The 24,326-nt window shown below is 56.3% G+C and carries 25 protein-coding genes and 1 pseudogene; 20 read left to right on the forward strand and 6 right to left on the reverse strand.

Annotated elements, in window-relative coordinates; all coding sequences use genetic code 11:
* Positions 1-19: 19 nt before the first annotated feature.
* From iscR to PSES9_RS0104730, 20 genes and pseudogenes are all read left to right on the forward strand, one after another.
* On the forward strand, positions 20-511 hold the full coding sequence (gene iscR / locus PSES9_RS0104635) for a Fe-S cluster assembly transcriptional regulator IscR (protein ID WP_010484581.1): 492 nt from the start codon (positions 20-22) through the stop codon (positions 509-511).
* 40 nt (positions 512-551) lie between these two features.
* On the forward strand, positions 552-1,766 hold the full coding sequence (locus tag PSES9_RS0104640; RefSeq protein ID WP_010484582.1) for an IscS subfamily cysteine desulfurase: 1,215 nt from the start codon (positions 552-554) through the stop codon (positions 1,764-1,766).
* Positions 1,767-1,807: 41 nt separating this feature from the next.
* Positions 1,808-2,194, forward strand: coding sequence for a Fe-S cluster assembly scaffold IscU (iscU, locus tag PSES9_RS0104645; RefSeq protein WP_010484583.1), 387 nt, complete (start codon positions 1,808-1,810; stop codon positions 2,192-2,194).
* A gap of 12 nt (positions 2,195-2,206) precedes the next feature.
* Positions 2,207-2,530, forward strand: a pseudogene (iscA, locus tag PSES9_RS23000) (iron-sulfur cluster assembly protein IscA).
* 7 nt (positions 2,531-2,537) lie between these two features.
* On the forward strand, positions 2,538-3,059 hold the full coding sequence (hscB, locus tag PSES9_RS0104655; RefSeq protein ID WP_010484585.1) for a co-chaperone HscB: 522 nt from the start codon (positions 2,538-2,540) through the stop codon (positions 3,057-3,059).
* Between the two features lie 53 nt (positions 3,060-3,112).
* Positions 3,113-4,978 (forward strand): Fe-S protein assembly chaperone HscA, encoded by a 1,866-nt coding sequence (gene hscA, locus PSES9_RS0104660; protein ID WP_010484587.1) that lies wholly within the window; start codon positions 3,113-3,115, stop codon positions 4,976-4,978.
* Between the two features lie 2 nt (positions 4,979-4,980).
* Positions 4,981-5,319 carry an ISC system 2Fe-2S type ferredoxin gene (gene fdx / locus PSES9_RS0104665; protein ID WP_010484589.1) on the forward strand — a complete coding sequence of 113 codons (339 nt, stop codon included), beginning with the start codon at positions 4,981-4,983 and terminating at the stop codon, positions 5,317-5,319.
* An 11-nt stretch (positions 5,320-5,330) separates the two neighbouring features.
* Positions 5,331-5,531, forward strand: a complete 201-nt coding sequence (gene iscX / locus PSES9_RS0104670) for a Fe-S cluster assembly protein IscX (protein WP_010484591.1) — start codon at positions 5,331-5,333, stop codon at positions 5,529-5,531.
* A gap of 112 nt (positions 5,532-5,643) precedes the next feature.
* Positions 5,644-6,075 carry a nucleoside-diphosphate kinase gene (ndk, locus tag PSES9_RS0104675; RefSeq protein ID WP_010484592.1) on the forward strand — a complete coding sequence of 144 codons (432 nt, stop codon included), beginning with the start codon at positions 5,644-5,646 and terminating at the stop codon, positions 6,073-6,075.
* A gap of 23 nt (positions 6,076-6,098) precedes the next feature.
* A complete protein-coding gene (gene rlmN / locus PSES9_RS0104680; RefSeq protein WP_010484594.1) occupies positions 6,099-7,247 on the forward strand; it encodes a 23S rRNA (adenine(2503)-C(2))-methyltransferase RlmN in 1,149 nt (382 codons plus the stop codon).
* A gap of 14 nt (positions 7,248-7,261) precedes the next feature.
* On the forward strand, positions 7,262-8,020 hold the full coding sequence (gene pilW / locus PSES9_RS0104685; protein ID WP_010484596.1) for a type IV pilus biogenesis/stability protein PilW: 759 nt from the start codon (positions 7,262-7,264) through the stop codon (positions 8,018-8,020).
* Positions 8,020-9,027, forward strand: a complete 1,008-nt coding sequence (locus tag PSES9_RS0104690) for a RodZ domain-containing protein (protein ID WP_010484598.1) — start codon at positions 8,020-8,022, stop codon at positions 9,025-9,027. The genes pilW and PSES9_RS0104690 overlap by 1 nt, the downstream gene beginning before the upstream one ends.
* Before the next feature lie 3 nt (positions 9,028-9,030).
* The gene (gene ispG, locus PSES9_RS0104695; protein WP_010484600.1) at positions 9,031-10,143 is read left to right on the forward strand and encodes a flavodoxin-dependent (E)-4-hydroxy-3-methylbut-2-enyl-diphosphate synthase; all 1,113 of its coding nucleotides are present in this window, start codon (positions 9,031-9,033) and stop codon (positions 10,141-10,143) included.
* A gap of 25 nt (positions 10,144-10,168) precedes the next feature.
* The gene (gene hisS / locus PSES9_RS0104700; protein ID WP_010484602.1) at positions 10,169-11,458 is read left to right on the forward strand and encodes a histidine--tRNA ligase; all 1,290 of its coding nucleotides are present in this window, start codon (positions 10,169-10,171) and stop codon (positions 11,456-11,458) included.
* 27 nt (positions 11,459-11,485) lie between these two features.
* Complete coding sequence (locus PSES9_RS0104705) at positions 11,486-12,130, forward strand: tetratricopeptide repeat protein (RefSeq protein WP_010484604.1); 645 nt, start codon at positions 11,486-11,488, stop codon at positions 12,128-12,130.
* Complete coding sequence (gene bamB / locus PSES9_RS0104710; RefSeq protein WP_029529373.1) at positions 12,123-13,274, forward strand: outer membrane protein assembly factor BamB; 1,152 nt, start codon at positions 12,123-12,125, stop codon at positions 13,272-13,274. The genes PSES9_RS0104705 and bamB overlap by 8 nt, the downstream gene beginning before the upstream one ends.
* Before the next feature lie 118 nt (positions 13,275-13,392).
* Positions 13,393-14,865, forward strand: coding sequence for a ribosome biogenesis GTPase Der (gene der / locus PSES9_RS0104715; protein ID WP_010484607.1), 1,473 nt, complete (start codon positions 13,393-13,395; stop codon positions 14,863-14,865).
* A 118-nt stretch (positions 14,866-14,983) separates the two neighbouring features.
* Positions 14,984-16,132 carry a pyridoxal phosphate-dependent aminotransferase gene (locus PSES9_RS0104720; RefSeq protein ID WP_010484609.1) on the forward strand — a complete coding sequence of 383 codons (1,149 nt, stop codon included), beginning with the start codon at positions 14,984-14,986 and terminating at the stop codon, positions 16,130-16,132.
* Positions 16,120-16,911 (forward strand): amidohydrolase, encoded by a 792-nt coding sequence (locus PSES9_RS0104725; RefSeq protein WP_010484610.1) that lies wholly within the window; start codon positions 16,120-16,122, stop codon positions 16,909-16,911. The genes PSES9_RS0104720 and PSES9_RS0104725 overlap by 13 nt, the downstream gene beginning before the upstream one ends.
* Positions 16,912-16,920: 9 nt before the next feature.
* A complete protein-coding gene (locus PSES9_RS0104730; protein WP_138943015.1) occupies positions 16,921-17,373 on the forward strand; it encodes a hypothetical protein in 453 nt (150 codons plus the stop codon).
* Between the two features lie 77 nt (positions 17,374-17,450).
* Here the strand turns inward: PSES9_RS0104730 and leuA are convergent, their stop codons facing one another.
* The 6 genes from leuA to PSES9_RS0104760 all read right to left on the reverse strand — a co-directional run bounded on the left by leuA (position 17,451) and on the right by PSES9_RS0104760 (position 24,286).
* Complete coding sequence (leuA, locus tag PSES9_RS0104735; protein WP_010484614.1) at positions 17,451-19,118, reverse strand: 2-isopropylmalate synthase; 1,668 nt, start codon at positions 19,116-19,118, stop codon at positions 17,451-17,453.
* 330 nt (positions 19,119-19,448) lie between these two features.
* Complete coding sequence (locus PSES9_RS0104740) at positions 19,449-20,705, reverse strand: mechanosensitive ion channel family protein (protein ID WP_010484616.1); 1,257 nt, start codon at positions 20,703-20,705, stop codon at positions 19,449-19,451.
* 77 nt (positions 20,706-20,782) lie between these two features.
* Positions 20,783-21,625, reverse strand: a complete 843-nt coding sequence (locus PSES9_RS0104745; RefSeq protein ID WP_010484619.1) for a M23 family metallopeptidase — start codon at positions 21,623-21,625, stop codon at positions 20,783-20,785.
* A 126-nt stretch (positions 21,626-21,751) separates the two neighbouring features.
* Positions 21,752-22,519 (reverse strand): M15 family metallopeptidase, encoded by a 768-nt coding sequence (locus PSES9_RS0104750; protein ID WP_010484620.1) that lies wholly within the window; start codon positions 22,517-22,519, stop codon positions 21,752-21,754.
* A gap of 4 nt (positions 22,520-22,523) precedes the next feature.
* The gene (locus PSES9_RS0104755; RefSeq protein ID WP_010484622.1) at positions 22,524-23,804 is read right to left on the reverse strand and encodes a TRAP transporter large permease; all 1,281 of its coding nucleotides are present in this window, start codon (positions 23,802-23,804) and stop codon (positions 22,524-22,526) included.
* Complete coding sequence (locus tag PSES9_RS0104760) at positions 23,801-24,286, reverse strand: TRAP transporter small permease (RefSeq protein ID WP_010484624.1); 486 nt, start codon at positions 24,284-24,286, stop codon at positions 23,801-23,803. Before PSES9_RS0104760 ends, PSES9_RS0104755 begins: the two co-directional genes overlap by 4 nt.
* Positions 24,287-24,326 lie beyond the last annotated feature (40 nt).

Genomic DNA, 24,326 nt, shown 5'->3' on the forward strand with positions numbered 1-24,326 from the left:
GATCCCCGGTACCTCTTAGATGAGACTGACAACCAAAGGCCGATACGCCGTCACCGCCATGCTTGACTTGGCGTTGCATGCGCAGAATGGTCCCGTGTCCCTTGCTGATATTTCCGAGCGTCAGGGAATTTCCCTTTCCTACTTGGAGCAGCTGTTCGCCAAGTTGCGTCGCGGAAGCCTGGTTTCCAGTGTTCGTGGCCCCGGTGGCGGTTACCAGCTGGCGCGTGACATGAACGGTATCCAGGTCGCCGAAGTGATTGACGCGGTCAATGAATCCGTTGATGCGACGCGTTGCCAGGGGCAGGGCGATTGTCATGCGGGAGATACCTGCCTGACTCATCATCTGTGGTGTGACCTGAGCCAGCAGATCCACGAGTTCCTGAGTGGCATCAGTTTGGCCGATCTGGTTACCCGTCGAGAAGTTCAAGAAGTTGCTCATCGCCAGGACCAGCGTCGCTGCAACGGCAGGACGTCGCAACTAGATAAAATAGAAGCATCCGCCGTCGACTGAATCCGGCCTGCAAAGCCTGAGTCCTGATAGGAGAGAATCAATGAAATTGCCTATTTACCTCGATTATTCCGCTACCACTCCGGTTGATCCGCGTGTTGCGCAAAAAATGGTCGAGTGCCTGACCGCCGAAGGCAACTTCGGTAACCCTGCGTCGCGTTCCCACTTCTTTGGCTGGAAAGCCGAAGAGGCGGTCGAGAATGCGCGTCGCCAGGTTGCTGAGCTGGTCGGTGCTGACCCGCGTGAAATTGTCTGGACTTCCGGGGCAACAGAATCCGACAACCTGGCTATCAAGGGTGTCGCTGACTTCTACAAGAGCAAGGGCAAGCACCTTGTCACTTCGAAGATCGAGCACAAAGCGGTGCTCGACACCATGCGCCAGCTTGAGCGTGAAGGCTTCGAAGTCACCTACATCGAGCCAGGTGAAGATGGCCTGATCACTCCGTCCATGGTTGAAGCAGCGCTGCGTGAAGACACCATTCTGGTTTCGATCATGCACGTCAATAACGAGATCGGTACGATCAACGACATTGCCGCCATTGGCGAGCTGACTCGTTCGCGTGGGGTTATCTTCCACGTCGACGCAGCGCAATCGACGGGCAAGGTTGAAATCAACCTGGAGAACCTCAAGGTTGATCTTATGTCGTTCTCTGCGCACAAGACCTACGGCCCTAAAGGCGTGGGCGCACTGTACGTCCGTCGCAAGCCGCGCATCCGCCTGGAAGCGCAGACTCACGGTGGCGGTCACGAACGCGGCATGCGCTCGGGAACCTTGGCAACCCACCAGTGCGTTGGCATGGGTGAGGCTTTCCGTATCGCCAAGGAAGAGATGGCTGCCGAGAACCAGCGCTTGCTGGCCTTGCGTGATCGCTTCTACTCGCACCTTGAAGATATGGAAGAGCTCTATGTCAACGGCAGCATGGTTGCCCGCGTACCGCATAACCTCAACCTGAGCTTCAACTATGTTGAGGGCGAGTCGTTGATCATGGCGCTCAAGGATCTGGCAGTTTCCTCGGGCTCGGCCTGTACCTCGGCATCGCTCGAGCCTTCATACGTTCTGCGCGCCCTGGGCCGCAACGATGAGTTGGCGCACAGCTCCATTCGTTTCACCTTCGGTCGCTTCAGCACTGAAGAAGAGATTGATTACGCAGCAGCAAAAGTTCGCGATGCAGTTACCAAGCTGCGTGAGCTTTCGCCACTGTGGGATATGTTCAAAGAAGGTGTCGATCTGTCCCAGGTTGAATGGGCGGCACACTAAAGCTGCCGATGAGCGGCGCCTGATGATTGAGGAATAAGAGCATGGCTTACAGCGAAAAGGTCATTGACCACTACGAAAACCCGCGCAACGTCGGCAAGATGGACGCGCAGGACCCAGATGTTGGCACCGGCATGGTTGGTGCTCCAGCCTGCGGCGACGTAATGCGCTTGCAGATCAAGGTCAACGGCGAAGGCGTTATTGAAGACGCCAAGTTCAAGACCTACGGTTGCGGTTCGGCTATCGCTTCCAGCTCCCTGGCCACTGAGTGGATGAAGGGCAAGACGCTGGACGAGGCTGAAACCATCAAGAACACTCAGCTCGCCGAAGAGCTGGCGTTGCCGCCGGTTAAGATTCACTGCTCAGTGCTCGCCGAGGACGCCATCAAGGCTGCTGTGCGCGACTACAAGCAGAAGAAAGGCTTGCTCTAAGGAGGTTTGTCGATGGCTATCAGCATGACCGAAGCCGCCGCCCGGCACGTACAGCGTTCCCTTGATGGGCGCGGCAAAGGTGAGGGCATTCGTTTGGCTGTTCGCACGACTGGCTGCTCTGGTTTGGCTTATGTGCTGGAGTTTGTCGATGAAACGGCTAGCGAGGACCAGGGCTTTTAGAGTCATGGTGTCAAGGTGATTATTGACCCTAAAAGCCTGGTTTACCTTGACGGCACTGAGCTGGATTTCGTCAAGGAAGGTCTGAACGAAGGCTTCAAGTTCAATAACCCTAACGTGCGCGGTGAGTGTGGCTGCGGCGAAAGCTTCAACATCTGAGGCTATTGTGGGTACTCCTTGTCACTTCGCTTTATTTGACCTGCAGCCAAGCTTTCGGCTGGATCTTGATCAGTTGGCTGTGCGCTATCGCGAGTTGGCCCGGGCGGTTCATCCGGATCGCTTTGCCGACGCCGATGCGCGTGAGCAGCGCGTTGCGCTGGAGAAGTCCGCGAGCCTCAATGAAGCGTACCAGACGCTGAAAAATGCTCCGCAGCGTGCCCGTTACTTGTTGGCCCTCAGTGGCCCCGAGCTACCGCTTGAAGTAACAGTGCATGACCCCGACTTCCTGATGCAGCAGATCCAGTTGCGCGAAGAGCTTGAAGAGCTGCAGGACGCCGCTGATATTGAGGGTGTGTTGCAATTCAAGCGCCAGCTGAAAGTTGCCTCTGATGAGTTGAACGAAAGCTTTGCGGTTTGTTGGGATGATCCTGCCCGTCGTGATGAGGCCGAGCGTCTCATGCGTCGCATGCAGTTTCTCGACAAGCTTTCCCACGAGGTCCGCCAGTTGGAAGAGCGCCTCGACGATTAACGCTCGCGTGCCTCAAGGGGTGCGCTTGATATTCACAAAAGCATATATAAACCATGGCCTTACTGCAGATCGCTGAGCCCGGACAGAGCCCCCAGCCACACCAGCGTCGGCTGGCAGTCGGGATCGACCTGGGCACCACCAATTCGCTAGTCGCTGCCGTTCGCAGCGGAATTTCCGAGCCGTTGGCTGACGCTGAAGGCGAAGTCATACTGCCGTCCGCCGTGCGCTATCACGCGGACCGGGTGGAAGTCGGTGAGTCTGCCAAAGGCGCAGCCTCTAGCGACCCGTTCAACACCATCGTTTCGGTCAAGCGCCTCATGGGGCGCGGTCTTGCGGACGTCAAGCAGCTTGGCGACCAGTTGCCTTACCGCTTTGTTGGCGGTGAGTCGCAGATGCCCTCGATCGAAACAGTGCAGGGCGCCAAGAGCCCGGTTGAAGTTTCCGCCGAGATTCTCAAGGTGTTGCGCCAGCGTGCCGAGTTGACCCTTGGTGGTGAGTTGGTGGGTGCCGTTATTACCGTGCCTGCGTATTTCGATGAAGCGCAGCGCCAGGCCACCAAGGATGCGGCGCGTGTAGCGGGCTTGAATGTCCTGCGCTTGCTCAATGAGCCTACCGCGGCTGCCGTCGCTTATGGGCTCGACCAGCAAGCTGAAGGCGTCGTGGCAATTTATGACTTGGGTGGCGGCACCTTTGATATTTCGATCCTGCGCCTGACCAGCGGTGTATTTGAAGTCATGGCGACTGGCGGAGACAGTGCGCTGGGTGGCGATGACTTTGATCATGCGATCGCCAGCTGGATTATCGAGCAGGCGGGGCTCTCGGCTGATATCGATCCGAGCGCCCAGCGCAGCCTGCTGGAGGTAGCCTGTGCTGCCAAGGAAGCCCTGACCAGCAATGATGTCGTCGAGGTGGTTTACCAGCAATGGCGCGGTGAACTGAGTCGCGCGCAGTTTGAGGCGCTGATCGAGCCGATGGTTGCCCGCAGCCTCAAGGCCTGTCGCCGTGCAGTGCGTGATTCAGGCATCGAGCTAGAGGAAGTTGGCGCCGTGGTCATGGTTGGTGGTTCTACGCGAGTGCCGCGTGTGCGCCAGGCCGTTGCCGAGATGTTTGCCCGTCAGCCCCTGACCGATATCGATCCTGATCAGGTTGTTGCCATCGGCGCGGCGATTCAGGCAGATACCCTGGCCGGGAATAAGCGGGGCGATGGTGAAGAGCTGTTGCTGCTGGATGTCATTCCCTTGTCACTCGGTCTGGAGACCATGGGTGGGTTGATGGAGAAGGTCATTCCGCGTAACACCACCATACCTGTTGCCCGTGCCCAGGACTTCACCACCTACAAAGATGGCCAGACCGCCATGATGGTGCATGTGCTCCAGGGTGAGCGCGAGTTAATCAGTGATTGCCGCTCCCTGGCGCGTTTCGAACTACGTGGTATCCCGCCAATGGTGGCGGGTGCAGCGAAGATCCGGGTGACATTTCAGGTTGATGCCGATGGCCTGTTAAGTGTGGCTGCGCGCGAACTGGGTTCGGGCGTAGAGGCCAGCATTCAGGTTAAGCCGTCCTATGGGCTGACTGATGACCAGGTAGCCAAAATGCTGCAGGACTCATTCAGCAATGCCGGGGGCGACAAGCAGGCGCGCGTATTGCGTGAGCAGCAAGTTGATGCCCAGCGCTTGCTTGAAGCAGTTGAAGCAGCGCTGGATGCCGATGGCGAGCGTTTGCTGGATCGCGATGAGCGGTTGGCGATTGACGCCCAGGTGGAACTGTTGCGCGAGTTGATAAATGGTTCCGATGGCTTGGCCCTTGAACAGCAAACCAAGCGATTGACCCAAGTAACCGATGCGTTTGCAGCGCGTCGCCTGGATTCAACGGTCAAAGCCGCGCTGGCTGGCCGTAGTCTTAATGAGATCGAGGAATAAGCATGACCCAGTTGATTTTCCTGCCGCATGCCGAGCATTGCCCAGAAGGTGCGGTTTTCGAGGCTCAGCCTGGTGAGACTGTGTTGAATGCTGCGCTGCGCAATGGCATCCATATCGAGCACGCCTGCGAGAAGTCTTGTGCGTGCACCACATGCCACGTCGTGGTCCGTGAAGGTTTCGACTCCCTCGAGCCTTCCGACGAACTGGAAGATGACATGCTCGACAAGGCCTGGGGTTTGGAGCCTAATTCGCGCCTGTCTTGCCAGGTAGTGGTGGGCGAAGAGGATATGGTGATCGAAATCCCGAAATACACCATTAATCAGGTTTCTGAAGGCCATTAAGGAGCATCACCATGAGCATCAAATGGTCCGATGTACTGGAAATTGCCATTCAGTTGTCAGAGAGCAAGCCGGATGTCGATCCACGTTACGTGAACTTCGTCGATCTGCATCGTTGGGTGATCGAACTGCCGGAATTTTCCGACGATAGTCAGCGCGGCGGCGAGAAGGTTCTGGAGGCTATCCAGGCGGCCTGGATCGAAGAAGTGGACTGATTTTGACCCCAGGCTGTGCGCCGTCAGGCGCGAGCCCTACGCATTTACCCAGAACCCGCGTATAATTCGCGGGTTTAATTTTTCGCTTTAATCCCTGTTTTTGGAGTTTCACATGGCTGTTGAACGTACTTTCTCTATCATCAAACCAGACGCAGTAGCTAAAAACGTCATCGGCGAGATCGTTACCCGCTTCGAAAAAGCAGGTCTGCGCGTTGTTGCATCGAAGATGGTTCAGTTGTCCGAGCGCGAAGCCAGCGGTTTCTACGCTGAGCACAGCGAGCGTGGCTTTTTCAAGGATCTGGTTGCATTCATGACTTCCGGCCCGGTTGTTGTTCAGGTTCTGGAAGGCGAAGGCGCTATCCTGAAAAACCGCGAACTGATGGGCGCTACCAACCCTAAAGAAGCAGCAGCTGGCACTATCCGTGCTGATTTCGCTGTTTCCATCGACGAAAACGCTGTACACGGTTCGGACTCCGAAGCCTCGGCTGCCCGCGAAATCGCTTACTTCTTCGCCTCTACAGAGGTGTGCGCTCGCATTCGCTAAGCGAACCGGGTGAAGGTGAAACCATGACTATTGCGACCGGTAAAATCAATCTTCTGGGTCTGACCCAGCAGGAAATGGAACAATTCTTCGACAGTATCGGGGAGAAGCGTTTTCGTGCCGGTCAGATAATGAAGTGGATTCACCACTTTGGCATCGATGATTTCGATGCCATGAGTAATGTCAGCAAGGTCTTGCGCGAAAAGCTCAAGGCCTGTGCTGAGATTCGCGGGCCGGAAGTGGTCAGCGAAGATATTTCCACCGATGGCACCCGCAAGTGGGTGGTTCGCGTGGCGTCGGGTAGCTGCGTTGAAACCGTCTATATCCCGCAGGGCGCTCGCGGCACGCTGTGCGTGTCTTCGCAAGCAGGTTGTGCGCTCGACTGCAGCTTCTGCTCGACAGGTAAACAAGGCTTCAACAGCGATCTGACCGCAGCCGAGATTATTGGCCAGGTATGGATTTCGAATAAATCATTCGGCACTCAGCCGGCGAAAATCGATCGCGCCGTCACCAACGTGGTGATGATGGGCATGGGTGAACCGTTACTGAATTTCGACAATGTCGTCGCTTCGATGAAAATCATGATGGACGACCTTGGCTACGGCATTTCCAAGCGCAAGGTGACCCTGTCTACCTCGGGCGTGGTGCCGATGATCGACAAACTGGCCGAAGTGATAGATGTATCGCTGGCGCTGTCGCTGCACGCCCCCAATGATGCGTTGCGCAACCAGTTGGTCCCGATCAACAAGAAGTACCCTCTGGAAATGCTCCTCGCCGCCTGTAAGCGTTATGTTTCGCGTTTGGGCGAGAAGCGTGTGCTGACGATCGAATACACATTGCTTAAAGATGTGAACGATAAGATTGAGCACGCTGAGGAAATGATCGCACTTCTCAAAGATGTACCTTGCAAGATCAACCTGATCCCGTTTAATCCCTTCCCTTTCTCGGGATATGAGCGGCCGAGCAACAATGCGATACGTCGTTTCCAAGACCTGCTGCACAAAGCAGGGCACAATGTAACTGTGCGTACTACGCGCGGTGAGGACATTGATGCCGCTTGTGGCCAGCTGGTTGGTCAAGTGATGGATCGTACACGCCGCAGCGAGCGTTATATCGCCGTGCGTGAGTTGAGTAGCGAGGCAGAGTCGCCACGTTCCACCGCAAACAGTAACTAGAAGAGAGGAAATCCATGACCCTGCGCCCCGCGCTGTTCTTATTGCTTGCCAGCCTGCTTGCTGGCTGGGGTTCAACGGGTGATGTCGACCCAATGAGAACCGAAAAGGGTCGTGAAGAGGCACGTGACGCCTACATTCAACTGGGCTTGGGCTACATTCAGCAAGGCGCAAGCGAGCGCGCCAAGGTGCCGCTGAAGAAAGCGCTGGAGATTGACTCATCCAGTGCCGATGCCCATGCCGCGCTGGCGTTGGTATTCCAGCTTGAAATGGAACCTCAGCTGGCTGATGAGCACTACAGAAGTGCCATTTCGCAACGTCCTGGTGATGCCCGGTTGCTGAATAACTATGGCAGCTTTCTTTTTGAGCAAAAGCGTTATGGCGAAGCAATGGAGCGGTACAAGCAAGCCGCCCAAGACAACCTCTATCCAGAGCGTTCCAGGGTGTTTGAAAACCTGGGTGTCACGGCATTAGCCATGGACAAGCCCGAGGAAGCTAAAAAGTATTTTCAACGGACCTTGCGCTTGAATAGCCGCCAGCCACGCGCGCTGTTGGCAATGGCTGAGATATCCTACAAAGAGCTGGACTATGTAGCGGCGCGCGGATACTACGATAGCTATAGCCTTATTAGTGAGCAAAACGCGGCAAGCCTGTTGTTAGGTGCCCGTCTTGCCAAAATATTTGACGACCGTGACAAGTCAGCAAGCCTCGGTCTGCAACTTAAACGCTTGTATCCCGGTACTGCGGAATACAAGCAATACCTGTCGGAGCAATGATGAAATCGGCGCCACCTGAAGCTGTAGCAGCAAATCGCGTCAATCCCGGTGAAACTCTGCGCATCGCGCGCGAGGCCAAGGGCTGGTCGATTGTCGAGGTTGCCGCGCAGCTCAACCTCACGCCTGAGCGCCTCGGCCAGATTGAAGCGGGAGCGTTCGATAAATTGCCAGGCACGACCTTCGCCCGTGGCTATCTTCGCACCTATGCAAAACTCTTGGGTGTTGATCAGGCAGAAATCGTCAAGGAATTTGATCAGTTCACCGGTAGCAGCGTAGCGGCCAGTAGTGTGCAGAGCCTGGGTCGTATTGAAGAGCCGACGAATTACTCGCAGAAAATCCTGCGTTTCGTCAGCTTTGCCATATTGGTTGTCTTGGGTTTCGTGGGCTTTTTCTGGTGGCAGGAACAGGCCAAGCGCCAGGCTGATGATTTAGCCGTGGCTGGCATCGAGCATGTCGAGGTTGAAGGGGCCGATGGTTCAACCCAGATCCACGCCCTGGATGAACCGGAAGACCAGGCCGTGGCCGCCGCTCAGAATGAAACCCAACTGGACCTGTCGGCTACTGACGATTCATTGAGCGACCCTCCAGAGCCGCCAAGCGATGAAATGGCAGCGCAAATGACTGGCGACGAGACAATGCCCAATGCTGCTCCTGTCGAAGGCCAGGCCGTGGCTGATAACGCGCCGACGACCGAGGCCTTGACGCCGCCGGTTGTGGAGGCGCCGGCGTCAACTGCCGCACCTCAAGGCACGCCTGCGGTTGCGGGTGAAGGCAATGTCAGCATCAATTTCACGGCCAACTGCTGGCTGCAGTTGAAAGATGCCAATGGCAAAGTGATTTACAGCGGTCTGAAGAAGCAGGGCGAGAGCCTCAACGTTAGCGGTAAAGCACCTTTGGAGCTGCGTTTGGGCTTTGCCAGTGGTGCACAGGTTACTTATAACGGTCAGGCTGTGGATGTCGCACCCTATGCGACTGGCGAAACAGCACGCCTGAAACTGGGGCTTTAACTCATGCATGGCGAATCACCGATCAAGCGTCGCTTGTCGCGTAAAATCTGGGTGGGTTCTGTACCCGTAGGCGGCGACTCGCCGATTTCGGTACAGAGCATGACCAACACCGACACCAACGATGTGGCCGCCACCGTGGCGCAGATCCGTCGTCTGGAAGAGGCCGGTGCCGATATCGTGCGCGTGTCTGTACCCGACATGGATGCCGCTGAGGCATTCGGCAAGATCAAGCAGCAAGTAAATCTACCCCTGGTTGCCGATATCCACTTCGATTACCAGATAGCGCTACGCGTGGCCGAGCTGGGGGTTGATTGCCTGCGTATCAATCCGGGCAATATTGGCCGCGAAGATCGGGTGCGTGCAGTGGTCGAGGCTGCTCGCGACAAAGGCATTCCGATTCGTATCGGGGTTAACGCCGGATCGCTGGAAAAAGACCTGCAAAAGAAATACGGCGAACCGACACCCGAAGCTCTGGTCGAGTCGGCGATGCGTCATGTCGAACACCTTGATCGACTCAACTTCCCGGACTTCAAAGTCAGCGTCAAGGCCTCCGATGTGTTTATGGCCGTAGCGGCCTACCGTCTGCTGGCGACTAAAATCGAGCAGCCTTTGCACTTGGGGATTACCGAGGCGGGTGGCTTGCGATCCGGTACGGTCAAGTCGGCGGTTGGCCTGGGCATGCTGCTTGCCGACGGGATTGGCGATACTATCCGCATCTCGCTGGCGGCTGATCCGGTTGAAGAAATCAAAGTCGGTTTCGATATCCTCAAGTCGCTGCGCCTGCGTTCTCGCGGTATCAATTTCATCGCCTGCCCAAGCTGTTCAAGGCAGAACTTTGATGTGGTCAAGACCATGAACGACCTCGAAGGCCGTCTGGATGATCTGCTGGTACCGCTTGATGTCGCGGTAATCGGCTGTGTAGTCAATGGTCCTGGCGAGGCAAAAGAGGCGCACATCGGCTTGACCGGTGGTTCGCCAAACAACCTTATCTACATTGATGGCAAGCCTGCACAAAAACTGAATAATGAAAACCTCGTGGATAACCTGGAAAAGTTGATCCGTGAGAAAGCAGCTGAAAAGCTCGCAGCAGATGCCGCTGTGATTGTTCGCAGCTAAGAGCTTTGACGTCTAAGGAATTGAATTGAGTAAGCCCCTGCAAGCCATTCGTGGCATGAACGACATCCTGCCAGAGCAAACCCCGCTGTGGCGCTATTTTGAAGCCACCGTTGCAGGTCTGCTGGATGGCTACGGCTATCGGCAGATACGCATGCCGATTGTCGAGTTCACTGAACTGTTCAAGCGCTCGATCGGTGAAGTGACTGACATCGTCGAAAAAGAGATGTACACCTTCGAAGATCGCAATGGCGACTCGCTGACCTTGCGTCCCGAGGGCACCGCAGCATGCGTGCGTGCGGTACTTGAGCATGGTTTGTCCGGTGGCGGCCAGACCCAGAAACTCTGGTACATCGGGCCCATGTTCCGTCATGAACGTCCGCAGAAGGGCCGTTACCGCCAGTTCCACCAGATCGGCCTTGAGGTGTTCAATCTGCCTGGCCCGGACATCGATGCCGAGCTGATCATGCTCACCTGGCGTCTATGGAAACTGCTTGGCATTGGCGATGCGGTAACCCTCGAACTCAACAGCCTTGGTACCAGTGAAGCGCGTGCGGTCTATCGTGGCGAGCTGGTTGAGTACCTGACGGCTCGAATCGATCAGTTGGATGAAGACAGCCGTCGCCGCCTGTCGAGCAACCCATTGCGCATCCTTGATAGCAAGTCGCCGCAGACCCAGGCTCTGCTGGTTGATGCACCAAAGCTTGAGAATTATCTGGATGAAGAGTCGCGCGTCCATTTCGCGGGCCTCAAGGCGCGTCTTGACGCTGCTGGCATTCCTTATGTGATCAACCCCAAGCTGGTTCGTGGCCTGGATTACTACAGCAAAACCGTATTTGAATGGGTCACTGATAAACTGGGTGCACAAGGCACAGTTTGTGCCGGAGGCCGGTATGATGGGCTGGTTGAGCAAATGGGTGGTAAGCCGACCACCGGCGTTGGCTTTGCCATGGGCATTGAACGGCTGCTATTGCTGATCGAGACACTTGATAAAGTGCCTGCTGAAATCGCCCGTACCGTTGATGTGTATCTCTGTGCGATTGGCGAGGCCGCCGAGCTGGCTGCCATTCCATTGGCCGAGCAATTGCGTGACAAGATTCCAGGCTTGCGCCTGCAAGTTAATGCTGGCGCTGGCAGTTTCAAGAGTCAGTTGAAGAAAGCCGACAAGAGTGGTGCGTTATTCGCTCTGGTCATTGGGGAAGACGAACTGGCCCAGCAAGTGGTAGGTTGCAAGCCGCTGCGTGGTCAGGGTGAACAAAACAGCATTGCCTGGGATGTTCTTGCTGAGCATCTGGCAACCAGCCTCAAACAGGCTTAAGCGAATTAGCGAATAAGGAGTATTGGGGTGGTTTCGCGTAACGACGAAGAAGAATTAGCGGTAATCAAGGAATGGTGGCAGCAAAACGGCAAGCCGGTGATGGCGGGTTGCGCGCTGGCGCTGATTGCAGTCTTGGGCTGGCAGGGGTGGCAGAAGTACCAGGCCAACCAGTCACAAGGCGCATCAATGATTTACCAGCAATTGCTGGAAACCGCCCTTGATCCAAGTGGCAAGCCCGACGCCGGTAAAGTCGCCGAGCTGGCTGGCAAGCTGAACAGCGAGTACGGTGGCACCTATTACGCGCAGTACGGCAATTTGTTCGTGGCCAAGGTTGCGGTCGAAGCTGGTGAGTTGAATGATGCCGCCAACGCACTGCAAGGCATAGTCGACAAACCGGCCGACGAGACGCTGGAAGAGCTGGCACGTCAACGCCTGGCCCGTGTGCTGGCCGCGCAAGACAAGACCGAAGAAGCCTTGAAACTGCTTGATGGCGATGCTGATAAGGCCTATCTGGCCAGCCGCGAAGAGCTCAAGGGTGACCTGCTGGTCAAGCTGGGTCGCACTGACGATGCGCACGCGGCCTACGAAAAAGCCAAGTCTGCTCTGTCAGAAGATGCTGCGGTTGGTGGCTTGCAAATCAAGCTGGACGACCTCGCGAAAGGGGATGCGTGACGTGATACGTTGGAAGAATGTCGCACTACTGAGCCTGGCCTTGCTGGTCGTGGGCTGCAGTAGCACTAGCAAGAAGGAACTGCCGCCAGCAGAACTGCCTGACTTCACAGCCGAAGTTGAGCTTGATGAGCAATGGGACCGTTCGATTGGCGATGGCCAAGGCGAAACGTTCAATATGCTCGAGCCTGCGATCGAAGGTGAAAAGATCTTCGCCGCTGACGTCGAGGGTGTTGTCATGGCCCTGGACCGCATGACTGGCGACGTGATCTGGGAAGACGACCTGGAGCTTCCAGTTTCTGGTGCTGTGGGCGCAGGCTATGGCCTGGTGATGCTGGGGACTCTCAAAGGCGAGATTATTGCCCTGGACTCCTCGACTGGCGAAGAAAAGTGGCGCGCTCGGGTCAATAGTGAAGTGCTTTCGGCCCCGGCGACCAATGGTGATATCGTCTTGGTGCAAACCCAGGACGATCGGCTGGTCGCCTTTGATGCGGACACTGGCAATCAACGCTGGAGCTTTGATAACACCCCGGCGGTGCTTACATTGCGCGGAACCAGTGCCCCGGTACTAACCAATAATCTGGCTATTGCTGCTTTGTCCAGCGGTAGGGTCATTGCATTGGACGCTCAGCGCGGCATACCGGTCTGGGAACAGCGTGTTGCCGTTCCACAAGGCCGCTCCGAACTGGATCGTGTGGTGGATATCGACGGTGGCCTGCTGCTTTCCGGCGGCAAGCTCTATGTAGTCAGCTACCAGGGGCGGGTTGCCGCGTTGGACCTGGAGTCGGGCCGTGTGCTTTGGCAGCGTGAAGCGTCCAGCTATGTAGGCGTGGCCCAGGGTTTCGGTACCGTCTATGTCTGCTTGGCCAATGGCACTGTTGAAGGTGTGGATGAGCGTTCAGCATCGGCTCTGTGGAGCAATGATGCATTGGCTCGTCGCCAACTGTCAGCGCCTGAAGTGTTCTCCAGCTATGTCGTATTTGGCGATTTTGAAGGCTACCTGCACTTGATCAGTCAGGTTGATGGACGCTTTGTCGGTCGTGAGCACGTTGACAGTGATGGCATACGCGCACGTCCGCTGGTGGATGGCGACTGGCTGTACGTATTTGGTAACAGCGGCAAGTTGGTTGCTTACACCATTAAATAGCTGGCAACTGACGGGCTTGTCTATGCTGCATCTGTAGCATCCAGGCCCAGCTTTGAATTCCGGCCGCTGCTCATGCAGCGGCCTTTGTATTTTCTGAAATAACGAAGTGGAGAGCCTAATGGTTCCCGTAATTGCCCTGGTGGGCCGACCAAACGTCGGTAAGTCCACTCTATTTAACCGCTTGACCAGGACCCGCGATGCTATCGTCGGTGACCTGTCGGGTTTGACCCGTGATCGCCAGTATGGCGAGGCCAAGTGGCAGGGACGCACTTACATTGTCGTAGATACCGGTGGTATTTCCGGCGATGAAGAAGGTATTGACGCGAAGATGGCCGAGCAGTCGCTACAGGCCATCGAAGAAGCTGATGTGGTGTTGTTCCTGGTCGATGCGCGGGCGGGCTTGTCTGCTTCGGATCAAATGATCGGCGAGCACCTGCGCAAGCGCAACAAGGACAGCCACCTGATCATCAACAAGGTCGATAATCTCGACCCTGATCTGGCACGTGCCGAGTTTGCCGCGATGGGCATGGGTGAATCCCTGGCGATTGCCGGTGCCCATGGCCGCGGAATCTCGCAGATGCTTGAAGCCGTGCTCAGTCGCTTTCCGAAAGACGCCGGGGAGCTGGAGGAGGGTGAAGAACCAGAAGAGGTTGCCGAAGGCGAAGAAGCCAAGCGCATCCCTGGTCCGAGCGAGAAAGACGGTATCAAGCTGGCAATCATCGGCCGTCCTAATGTTGGCAAGTCGACACTGGTTAACCGCATGCTCGGTGAAGACCGGGTTATTGTCTATGACCAGGCGGGCACTACGCGCGACAGTATCTACATCCCCTTCGAGCGTGATGATGAGAAGTACACGCTGATCGATACTGCAGGTGTGCGGCGACGTGGCAAGATCTTTGAAGCTGTCGAGAAGTTCTCGGTGGTCAAAACCCTGCAAGCGATTCAAGATTCCAACGTGGTCGTATTCGTCATGGATGCGCGCGAGGGCGTGGTCGATCATGACCTGAACCTGCTTGGTTTCGTACTTGAAAGTGGTCGTGCGCTGGTTATCGCCCTGAACAAATGGGATGGCATGGAGCCAAGCGAGCGCGACTATGTGAAAACAGAGCTGCAGCGCCGCCTGTTCTTCGTTGATTTTGCCGATATCCACTTTATTTCGGCGTTGCACGGCACGGGTGTGGGCCACTTGTACAAGTCGGTACAGGCTTCGTTCCAGTCAGCCATCACCCGCTGGCCGACCAACCGTTTGACCCAGATCCTCGAGGATGCGGTACGCGAGCACCAGCCACCGTTGGTCAATGGCCGCCGGATCAAGTTGCGTTACGCTCACTTGGGCGGTGCCAACCCGCCGCTGATCGTGATCCATGGCAACCAGGTCGAGTCGGTGCCCCGCGCTTACTCGCGTTACCTGGAAAATACCTATCGCCGGGTGTTGAAACTGGTCGGCACGCCGATCCGCATCGAATACAAAGGTGGCGAGAACCCCTATGAGGGCAATAAAAATACCCTGACCGATCGTCAAGTGAACAAGAAGCGTCGCTTGATGAGCCACCACAAGAAAGCCGAGAAAAAGCGTAAGGACAAGCGCTAGCACGGCTATTTGGTCTCTGTTTAAAAAGGCGCCTGACGGGCGCCTTTTTCATGCCTGTGCGATCCGTTATCCTGCGGTTATGAATCGCCTAGCCAGGCGTGTGCAGCAGGAAGGTGTGATGATCATCAGCAAATTGCCGAATGTTGGCACCACTATATTTACCCGCATGTCCCAGCTCGCCATGGAAACGGGTGCCCTGAACCTGTCGCAGGGCTTTCCCGACTTTGATGGGCCGCTGGCACTGCGTGACGCCGTCGGCCGACATATCGCGGCGGGTCACAACCAATACACCGCCATGACCGGTCTACCGGCGCTGCGTGAGCAAGTCGCCGCCAAGATTGGCCGTTGTTATGGTCGCACGGTCAGCGCCGAAACCGAGGTCACTATTACACCGGGCGCTACCCAGGCGATTTTCTGTGCGATTCAGGCGCTGATCCGCCCGGGTGACGAGGTGATTGTCTTTGACCCCAGCTATGACAGCTACGAGCCTTCGGTCGAGCTTGCCGGCGGTCGTTGTATTCATGTGCCCTTGGCCTTGCCGGATTTCTCGATCGACTGGCAACGCTTCAGCGATGCGCTGAGTGATAAAACGCGCCTGGTTATCCTCAACAGCCCGCATAATCCCAGTGGGGCGCTGATCAGTCGGGCAGAGCTGGACCAACTGGCCATGCTGATTCGCGGTCGCGATATCTATGTGCTCAGCGATGAGGTTTACGAGCATCTGGTCTTTGATGGTGTTTCCCATACCAGTGTCTTGGCGCATGAAGAGCTCTATTCGCGTGCGTTCGTGGTCAGTTCCTTTGGCAAGACATACCACGTGACCGGCTGGAAGACAGGTTATGTGGTTGCCCCGCCTGCATTGAGCGCCGAGCTGCGCAAGGTCCATCAATATGTCAGCTTTTGCGGCGTTACTCCGCTGCAATGGGCCTTGGCTGACTTTATGAGTGAACAGCCACAGCACATTGACGAACTGCCAGGGTTTTATCAGGCCAAGCGCGATCTGTTCTGCGGTTTGCTCAAGGATTCGCGTTTCAGCTTCAGCCCCACGCCCGGCACTTATTTCCAACTGGCTGACTACTCGGCCATTCGTGATGATCTTGATGATGTGGCCATGTCTGAATGGCTGACGCGCGAGCATGGCGTGGCGACCATTCCCGTATCGGTTTTCTATCAGCAGGCTCCGAAAGATCTACGTCTTGTCAGGTTCTGCTTTGCCAAACGTGAAGACACCTTGTGCCAAGCCGCGGAGAAATTATGCGCGATTTAACGACTTTGCCGGACCTGAATCTTGTGCTGGTCCAGAGTGATCTGGCCTGGCAAGACCCGGCCGCCAACCGAGAGCATTTCCAACAGATGCTGGCAGCCGTCGAGGGGGCTGATCTGGTCATCCTGCCAGAGATGTTCAGTACTGGCTTTTCGATGGACTCAGCGGTACTGGCCGAGCCTGAGGGCGGCCCGAGCAGCCAGTGGATGATGGAGCAGGCTGCGCGGATGAATGCTGTGGTGACTGGCAGCCTGATCATCCAGGCGGCAGACGGCAGCTATCGCAACCGGCTGCTATGGGCGCGCCCTGATGGCTCAGTCGAGCATTACGACAAGCGTCATCTGTTTCGCATGGCCGGTGAGCACAAGCACTTTGCCGCTGGTCAACAGCAGGCCTTGTTCAGCCTCAAGGGCTGGAATATTCGCCCGCTGATTTGCTACGACCTGCGGTTCCCGGTCTGGAGCCGTGATGCGAGTGATACGGATCTATTGCTCTATACCGCCAACTGGCCGGCGGCGCGGCGAAATCACTGGAATCGCCTGCTGCCAGCTCGGGCGATTGAAAACCTGTGCTTTGTGGCGGCAGTCAATCGCACTGGCACCGATGGCAAGGGGCATGCCTACAGCGGTGATTCCAAGGTGATTGATTTTCAGGGTGAGGTCATGCTGGACGGTCAGGATGTAACAGGAGTGCTGCGCTTTACTCTAAAGGGGGTTGATTTGGCCGAGTATCGCCAGCGTTTTCCAGCTGATCGTGATGCCGATATATTCACCCTTGGTTGAAGGTTTTACATGCCTGTTTCCCCGTCACCCGGCACGCTGGAGCGAACACCATGTTGCGCTGGGGCTGACGAGGTTGCGAGTGTCAGGTTGTACTCGGTACCCGCGGTTGGCCTGGCCACGCTCCTGGGCTCGCCTTTGGCCGGTGCTTTTGTGATGCAGCATAATTTCAAGGTACTGGGCCGCGGCAACCAATTATTGAGGCTCTGGAGCCTTGCCATTGGCCTGTTTGTTGCGACTTTCAGTCTTTCCAGTTGGCATCCCGAAACCTTTAGTGCACAGCTGTTGATTGTCCCCGAAGTCTTGGTGATGCTTGTCTATGCCAGGTTCTGCTTTAGCGGCTCAGCCGGATGGCAAGCCCACGGGCGTTATTCGAATTGGAGAGTGCTGGGCATCTGGTTGTTATTACTGCTGGTCATACTGACAACCATTATTGAGCTTACGTTGTTGTTGAGCTTGTTCTAGGGGCTTGCCTGTATCCAGAAGCAAACAACCCCGCCAATTGGCGGGGTTGTTGGTTGCAAGGTTTCTCGGGCGAGCTGTTACGCCGCTTCCTGAGCCTGGACCAAGGCACGATTCAGAGCGCTAAACAGGGCGCGGAAGCTGGCAGTGGTCAGGTTCTCGTCAATGCCCGCACCATGCAGCGCACGGCCGCCATCCATTCGCAGTTCGATATAGGCGGCGGCCTTTGCATTTGTTCCTGCGCCAATTGCGTGCTCCGAGTAGTCCATGATCTCTACATCGAAGGGCAGGGCGGCGACCAAGGCTTCCAGCGGACCTTTGCCGATTCCGCTCCAGTGCTTGGTTTCGTTGTTGCTGATGACTTCAACGTCTACCGCGCTGGTGCCGTTCTCTTCCTGCAGGCGATGGCCCTTGAGTGCATAGGGGCTGGAGGCTTGCAGGAACTCGGTCTTGAACAGGCTGTAGATCTGCTCGGCAGTCATTTCCAGGCCCAGGCGGTCGGTTTCTTTTTGCACCACCTGGCTGAATTCGATCTGCATGCGTCGCGGCAAGCACACGCCGTATTCCTGTTCGAGCAGGAAGGTGATGCCGCCTTTGCCGGACTGGCTGTTGACGCGAATCACGGCCTCATAGCTGCGACCGATGTCGGCCGGGTCGATTGGCAGGTAAGGGACTTCCCAAATGGCGTCTTCCTGCTGCTGGGCCAGGCCCTTGCGGATTGCATCCTGGTGCGAGCCGGAGAATGCAGTGTGCACAAGGTCACCGACGTAAGGGTGACGTGGGTGAACCGGCAATTGGTTGCATTCTTCGACCACTTTGCGCACGGCGTCAATGTCGGAGAAATCCAGGCCTGGATTGATGCCCTGGGTATAGAGGTTCAACGCCAGGTTGACCAAGTCTACGTTGCCGGTGCGCTCGCCGTTGCCAAACAAGCAGCCCTCGACGCGATCGGCGCCAGCCATCAAGCCCAGCTCACTGGCTGCAACGCCCGTGCCCCGGTCGTTATGGGTGTGCAGGCTGATCAAGACGCTGTCGCGACGGCTGATATTGCGGCCAAACCATTCAATTTGGTCGGCATAGACGTTTGGCGTCGCCACTTCAACAGTGGTCGGCAAGTTGAGAATGACCTTGTTGTCCGGGGTTGGTTGCCAGACATCGAGCACCGCATCGCAGACTTCAACGGCGAAATCCAGCTCGGTCGAAGAGAATATTTCTGGCGAGTACTGGAATGTCCACTGGGTCTCAGGCTGCTGTTCGGCCAGGCGCTTGATGACCTTGGCGGCGCTGGTCGCGATATTGACCACGCCAGCCTTGTCGAGGTTGAACACGATGCGACGAAACGATGGTGCTGTCGCGTTGTATACGTGAACGATGGCTTTTTTAGCGCCCTTGAGTGATTCAAAGGTGCGGGTGATCAAGTCTTCACGGGCCTGGGTCAACACCTGGATAGTGGTGTCGTCTGGAATATGTCCGTCAGTGATCAAGGTGCGCACAAAGTCGAAGTCCGTCTGCGAAGCAGAAGGAAATCCAACTTCAATCTGCTTCACGCCTACCTGAACCAGGGTCTTGAAGAAGCGCATCTTCTTTTCGGCGTCCATGGGCTCAATCAGAGACTGGTTGCCATCGCGCAGGTCAGAGCTGCACCAGATGGGCACTTCGGTGATGGTCTTTGACGGCCAGGTACGGTCAGGCAAATTGATTGGCGTAAAGGCGCGGTATTTGCGTGATGGGTCTTTAAGCATGCTCATGATAAATCCTTGGAAGCGGCGACCTGATAGGCACAGGTTGGGTCAATGGGTAGCGAGGGGCGAGGGCAGCAGTCTTAGCTACGCAGTCGCTGGCTGACCAGACACAGATTGGTATGTTGCCGCTGCAGAAACAGGGTGTGAGAAGTATTCATGGGTCTACACTACTGCGCCAGGTTAAAGCTGGCAAGCATGCTTGTAAAATTGGTGATTTTGGTCTTGGTTAGAGGTTTTCCGATATTTAATTGCGGGTTTGAAAGAAATATTGCTTAACTATTGCTTGATGTGGCCCTGGGTCAAACCTTACGCCTGACCCAAGGCCCGCGGGCCGCTTCAGCTGGGTTGGCCGAACAGGGACTGGTGGCGCAGTTCGCGCATGTCAGCACCGCTTGGGTGCTGGTAAACACGCAGGCCAAACTCCGGCAGTATTGCCAGCATATGGTCGAAAATATCCGATTGAATGCCTTCGTAACGGCCCCAGGATATGGTCGTGGTAAAGCAGTAGATTTCGATTGGCAGGCCTTCGGCGGTCGGCGCAAGCTGGCGGACCAGTTGCGTCATCTGCTGATGGATATCCGGATGATGCTTGAGGTAGTTTTCAATGTAGGCACGCAAGGTGCCGATATTGGTCAGGCGGCGGGTGTTGGCCTGAACCTCCGCGTCTCCAGCGAGCGCCTTGTTCCATTGGCTGACTTCGGTGTTTTTATCGCTCAGGTACTGTTTAAGCAGTTTCATTTGTTGCAGGTGCGCCAATTCATCGGCGCTTAGGAAGTGAATGCTCGACTGATCGAGGAAGAGGCTGCGCTTGATCCGTCTTCCGCCGCATTCCTGCATGCCTCGCCAGTTCTTGAATGGGTCGGTGATAAAGCGCCGGGTGGGAATACTGGTGATGGTTTTATCCCAGTTCTGCACTTTGACCATGTGCAGGGCGATGTCTATTACATCGCCATCGGCATTGAGTTGCGGCATTTCGATCCAGTCGCCAACTCGAACGATGTCGTTGGATGAGATCTGGATGCTGGCGACCAGCGACAAGATGGTGTCCTGGAAAATCAACATCAATACGGCTGCCATGGCGCCCAGGCCAGACAACAGAATTACCGGCGAGCGGTCGATCAGCGCTGCGATTATCAGGATCAGCGCAACCAGTGAAATGACGATTTGAATGACCTGGATATAGCCCTTTATCGGCCGCTGGTGGGCGTCGGGGCGGCGCTGGTACAGGGTGTTGATTATGTTGAGTATCGCGTTGATCGCCAGTGCCACGGTCAATACGATGAAGGCGCTGCAGACATTGGTGACAATGGTTACCAGCGATTCGGGCAGGCCTTCGATAACCCGTATACCGTTGGACAGGATCAGTGCCGGGACTATGTTGGACAGGCGCTTGATTACGCCACTTTCCCTGATGTGTGCCACGCGCCACAAGCGGGTATTGCCCGCTACCAGATGCAGGCCCCGCACGAGCACGCGCTTGACCAGCCAGTTGCACAGCATGGCGGCGACAACCAGCGCAGCGAGCGCGATAGAGGTGTATAGATCCGGGTGTTGCTGTAGCCATTCCAGGGCATTGGCCAGCTTTTGTTGCATAACGACTCCTGCTTACCTCGATAAAAGCCGGAGCACCTTAGCAAAGCTCCGTGGCATGTGCAGGGCCTATCTGTAACTCAAGGTTTGAATGCACCAATAAAAATCGCTGGATCGACCCGGTTGGCATTGAGGCTGACGTTCCAGTGCAGGTGTGCTCCTGTGGCTCGTCCGGTTGCGCCGACCTTGCCGATAACCCCGCCGCGCGGCACTTCGTCACCGACCTTTACGCCAATCTGTGAAAGGTGGCAGAACATGCTGATCAAGCCTTGGCCGTGATCAATAAATACCGTATTGCCATTGAAGAATAGGTTGCCCGTAAGTATCACCTTGCCGGCTGCTGGTGCCTTGATTGGCGTACCGCTGCGTGCGGCAAAGTCCAGCCCGGAGTGTGGGTTGCGCTCCTCGCCGTTAAAGAAACGACGCAAGCCAAAAGGGCTTGAAAGTGCACCGCTGACAGGGCGATCAAACAACAGGTTGCTGGGTTGGCGGGGGCTGAACTGGTCATAGGCTGCGTTCTGCTCGGCCAGTTCGCGGTTGATGCGCTTGAGGTTCGCGGCGTTGGGATTGACTTGCTGCTTGTTCTTGATGCTGATGTGCTGCTCTTTGTAGTGCTTGGGCTTGACCTCGAAACTCAGGGTTTTATCACCTTGTGCGCTGCTGACCTGAAGCGTGTCAGTGCCTGCCTTGGTGCTCAGCGCGATGCCGACAATCGCAATCCAGCGTTGTTGATCTTCCTTCACCACCAGTACCGGCTTGCCGTGATAAGTCGCGCGTGGGGCGCTGGCATCATTGCCCAGGTCAACCACGGCCACGCCGCCAGGCACGGGTTGGTCAAGCAGGCGGGTAATAAAACCCTGGGCGCTGACTGGCAGGGCCACAAGCAGTACACACAAAGACAACAGATAACGCAGGCCAGGCATAGAAGACTCAATCCAGGGAAATACAAGCTGCAATGCTTGCATTAAAGCCGGTGCGCTGTGAAGGGCTATGTCTTGGCCAGTGTCCGGAGCGGCAATGCGCGAGGTGTCGTTTCACCTGAAGGGGGCTTAGCTGACCTGGCCGGCCTGCATCTGTTTTTCCAACTGTTGGCGCCACAGGCTGTCCAGTGACTGAACCTGGCTCGGTCCATATATGGCTGCATCCAGCCCCTTGTGCCAGGCCCATAACTGATCGCCGTAGTCGTAGTGCCACCACTCGCTGGGCAGATTGCTGAAACCTGCAGCATGCATGGCGTTATAGAGTATTCGGCGATTGTCACGAATGCGTATTTGTTGCTCGTCGGGCTGTTCGATCTGCTCGAAGTAGTGGCTAGCCGAAAGCGGGCTGGCCTCATCGAAGCCGGTGCCCATGTCGAGCCAGCGACCGTCTTCGTCACACAGCGATACGTCCACCGCGCCACCGGTCAAATGTGGGCTGGGCGCCGTTCTGCTGGTGCTTGGTGGCGACACGAACTGGCGCGTCAGGTGTTCAAGTTGGGCGGTATCCGCTTGCGGGTGATAGTCCCTGAGCGCATCCCACAAGCTGTCGTACAGGTATTGCTGCACGCCGAATGGTCGCCATGCATCCAGCACCACCAAACGGATGCCTGCTGGGAGCCACTTGGTTACTTGCAACAAGCGCTCGAATACTTCGCTGCGCACGTAGCATTCGGCAATTGCATTCGGGACTCCGAGCTTGTAATAAGCCGGGTGTACTGTCAGCGCCCGGTTCAGGCCAAGTGCTTGCAGTGGCTGATTACACTCGACAATGGGCAACGCAGCTACAGCGTGCCAGTCGGGTTCAGGATTGTGCGGTATGGCTGTATTTGCATTCATCTTGTTAGCTCAGCAAGTGCGGTAACCACAGGGTCAAGGACGGGAACAGGATCAGGATATAAAGTACGGCCAATGCCACGGCGATGAAGGGCCAGATCCCTTTGAACATCTCGGTGATGCTCAATTTGCTGATGGTCGCCACAATGAACAGGCACGAGCCCATCGGCGGCGTAATCATTGCAATGGTGATATTGAGGGTAAATATCAGGCCAAGGTGGACAGGGTCGACACCGGCAGCCAGGGCAACCGGAGCAATGATTGGCGTGAGCAGCATCAGTACCGACACTTCCTCCATCACCATCCCGCAAATGAAAATGATCGAGCTGATGACCAGCAACATCAGGGTCGGTGAGTGGTTGAATGGCTGGAGCAGCATCGCAAACTCATTGGCAACCTGGGCATAGTTGAGCAGCCAGTTGACCACCGATGCGGCGGCAATGATCACGTAGATACTGGCCGTCAATTGCACTGTTTCCTGGATCGAAGTCCAGAAGCCTTTAAGCGAGAGCTCACGTTGGATAATCCCAATCAGGGCGACATACAGGACAATGATTGCGCCAGACTCGGTCGGTGTAACCAGGCCCAGGACAATCCCGGCGACGATCAGGACAGGGGCAACCAGGGCCGTTGATGCGCCCGCCACAGCGGCCAGCACTTCCGCCCATGACGGGGCCTTGTGCTGCGCTTCGAGGCCTGCTTTTCGAGCGTAGATCGCATTGATGGTCATAAACGCAAGGGCTAGCACCAAGCCTGGAATCACCCCTGCAAGAAACAGCTCGCCAACCGAGGTATTGGTCAGGGACGAGTAGAGAATCATGAAGATACTGGGCGGAATAATAGGCCCGATCAGCGAGCTGCCAGCGGTAAGTCCCGCAGCAAATTTGCGCGAGTAGCCTTCCTTTTCCATCGCTGGAACCAGCAGGGTGCTGAGTGCGGAAGCATCGGCAGCGGCAGAACCGTTGACCCCGGCAAAGAATACCCCGGCGACCACGTTGACGTGCCCGAGGCCGCCACGGAAGTGACCGACCAGCGCATTGGCCAGGCGCATCAGGCGTGGCGTCATGCCCGAGCTGTTCATCAGGTTACCCGCCAGAATGAACAATGGAATGGCCATCAGCGAGAAAATGTCCATGCCGCCATAGAAGCGCTGCGGCAAGGTATTGAAAAACAGGTTGGGGTCAACAAACAGAAAACCAACCAATGCAGTTAGCAGCAAGCACAGGAACAGCGGCAGGCCCAGCACCAGGTTAACGGCAAAGGCTGTGATCATGGCCAGGCCCATCATGGTGCTATTCCTTGTTCTGCTTGCGGCTGTCTCTGCTGTGGGCCTTGAATCAGAATCATCAGGGTCAGCAAACCAAAGCCGATAGGTAGGCTGAGCAATGGCCACATGCGGCTGACGCCAAGGCCCATGCTGCGAAAACGGCTGGCGTTGAGGGCATAGTGGAGGCTTGCCCAGGTCGCAAAAGCGAAAAAGCACAGGGCAATCAACCACTGATAAAGTTTTACTATCCTGGCCAATTTGTGCGGCAGGTGCTGCTCAAGCAGGTTGATGCGCATATGTCCGCCGCGAATCCAGAGCGTGCCCATGACCATCATGACGCTGCCGATAATCAGGTAGCGCGCCAGTTCGTCCATCCAGATGGGTGAACTGCCAATCAGATAGCGCGCAAACACGCCGTAGCTGAGTAACAACAGATCGAGCAATAGCAGCAAGGTGCCCAGGTTCAGCAGGACGCTGCTGCTGCGCTGTAGTAGCGAGTGCATAGGTGACGTGACTCCGGATAGGCGTCAGCACCCCGGTCGG

The organism is Pseudomonas sp. S9 (genome assembly GCF_000222125.1).
Classification (GTDB): domain Bacteria; phylum Pseudomonadota; class Gammaproteobacteria; order Pseudomonadales; family Pseudomonadaceae; genus Aquipseudomonas; species Aquipseudomonas segetis.

What these genes read in the sequence shown, in the direction of transcription:
- PSES9_RS0104750 (WP_010484620.1), bottom strand. Translation starts at nt 22,519, where the DNA reads ATGAATGCAAATACAGCCATACCGCACAATCCTGAACCCGACTGGCAC.
- leuA (WP_010484614.1), bottom strand. Translation starts at nt 19,118, where the DNA reads ATGAGCATGCTTAAAGACCCATCACGCAAATACCGCGCCTTTACGCCA.
- ndk (WP_010484592.1), top strand. Translation starts at nt 5,644, where the DNA reads ATGGCTGTTGAACGTACTTTCTCTATCATCAAACCAGACGCAGTAGCT.
- PSES9_RS0104745 (WP_010484619.1), bottom strand. Translation starts at nt 21,625, where the DNA reads ATGCCTGGCCTGCGTTATCTGTTGTCTTTGTGTGTACTGCTTGTGGCC.
- hscA (WP_010484587.1), top strand. Translation starts at nt 3,113, where the DNA reads ATGGCCTTACTGCAGATCGCTGAGCCCGGACAGAGCCCCCAGCCACAC.
- iscR (WP_010484581.1), top strand. Translation starts at nt 20, where the DNA reads ATGAGACTGACAACCAAAGGCCGATACGCCGTCACCGCCATGCTTGAC.
- PSES9_RS0104725 (WP_010484610.1), top strand. Translation starts at nt 16,120, where the DNA reads ATGCGCGATTTAACGACTTTGCCGGACCTGAATCTTGTGCTGGTCCAG.
- PSES9_RS0104690 (WP_010484598.1), top strand. Translation starts at nt 8,020, where the DNA reads ATGAAATCGGCGCCACCTGAAGCTGTAGCAGCAAATCGCGTCAATCCC.
- iscX (WP_010484591.1), top strand. Translation starts at nt 5,331, where the DNA reads ATGAGCATCAAATGGTCCGATGTACTGGAAATTGCCATTCAGTTGTCA.
- der (WP_010484607.1), top strand. Translation starts at nt 13,393, where the DNA reads ATGGTTCCCGTAATTGCCCTGGTGGGCCGACCAAACGTCGGTAAGTCC.
- PSES9_RS0104720 (WP_010484609.1), top strand. Translation starts at nt 14,984, where the DNA reads ATGATCATCAGCAAATTGCCGAATGTTGGCACCACTATATTTACCCGC.
- PSES9_RS0104640 (WP_010484582.1), top strand. Translation starts at nt 552, where the DNA reads ATGAAATTGCCTATTTACCTCGATTATTCCGCTACCACTCCGGTTGAT.
- ispG (WP_010484600.1), top strand. Translation starts at nt 9,031, where the DNA reads ATGCATGGCGAATCACCGATCAAGCGTCGCTTGTCGCGTAAAATCTGG.
- pilW (WP_010484596.1), top strand. Translation starts at nt 7,262, where the DNA reads ATGACCCTGCGCCCCGCGCTGTTCTTATTGCTTGCCAGCCTGCTTGCT.
- PSES9_RS0104755 (WP_010484622.1), bottom strand. Translation starts at nt 23,804, where the DNA reads ATGATGGGCCTGGCCATGATCACAGCCTTTGCCGTTAACCTGGTGCTG.
- rlmN (WP_010484594.1), top strand. Translation starts at nt 6,099, where the DNA reads ATGACTATTGCGACCGGTAAAATCAATCTTCTGGGTCTGACCCAGCAG.
- bamB (WP_029529373.1), top strand. Translation starts at nt 12,123, where the DNA reads ATGCGTGACGTGATACGTTGGAAGAATGTCGCACTACTGAGCCTGGCC.
- PSES9_RS0104740 (WP_010484616.1), bottom strand. Translation starts at nt 20,705, where the DNA reads ATGCAACAAAAGCTGGCCAATGCCCTGGAATGGCTACAGCAACACCCG.
- PSES9_RS0104730 (WP_138943015.1), top strand. Translation starts at nt 16,921, where the DNA reads ATGCCTGTTTCCCCGTCACCCGGCACGCTGGAGCGAACACCATGTTGC.
- PSES9_RS0104760 (WP_010484624.1), bottom strand. Translation starts at nt 24,286, where the DNA reads ATGCACTCGCTACTACAGCGCAGCAGCAGCGTCCTGCTGAACCTGGGC.
- iscU (WP_010484583.1), top strand. Translation starts at nt 1,808, where the DNA reads ATGGCTTACAGCGAAAAGGTCATTGACCACTACGAAAACCCGCGCAAC.
- fdx (WP_010484589.1), top strand. Translation starts at nt 4,981, where the DNA reads ATGACCCAGTTGATTTTCCTGCCGCATGCCGAGCATTGCCCAGAAGGT.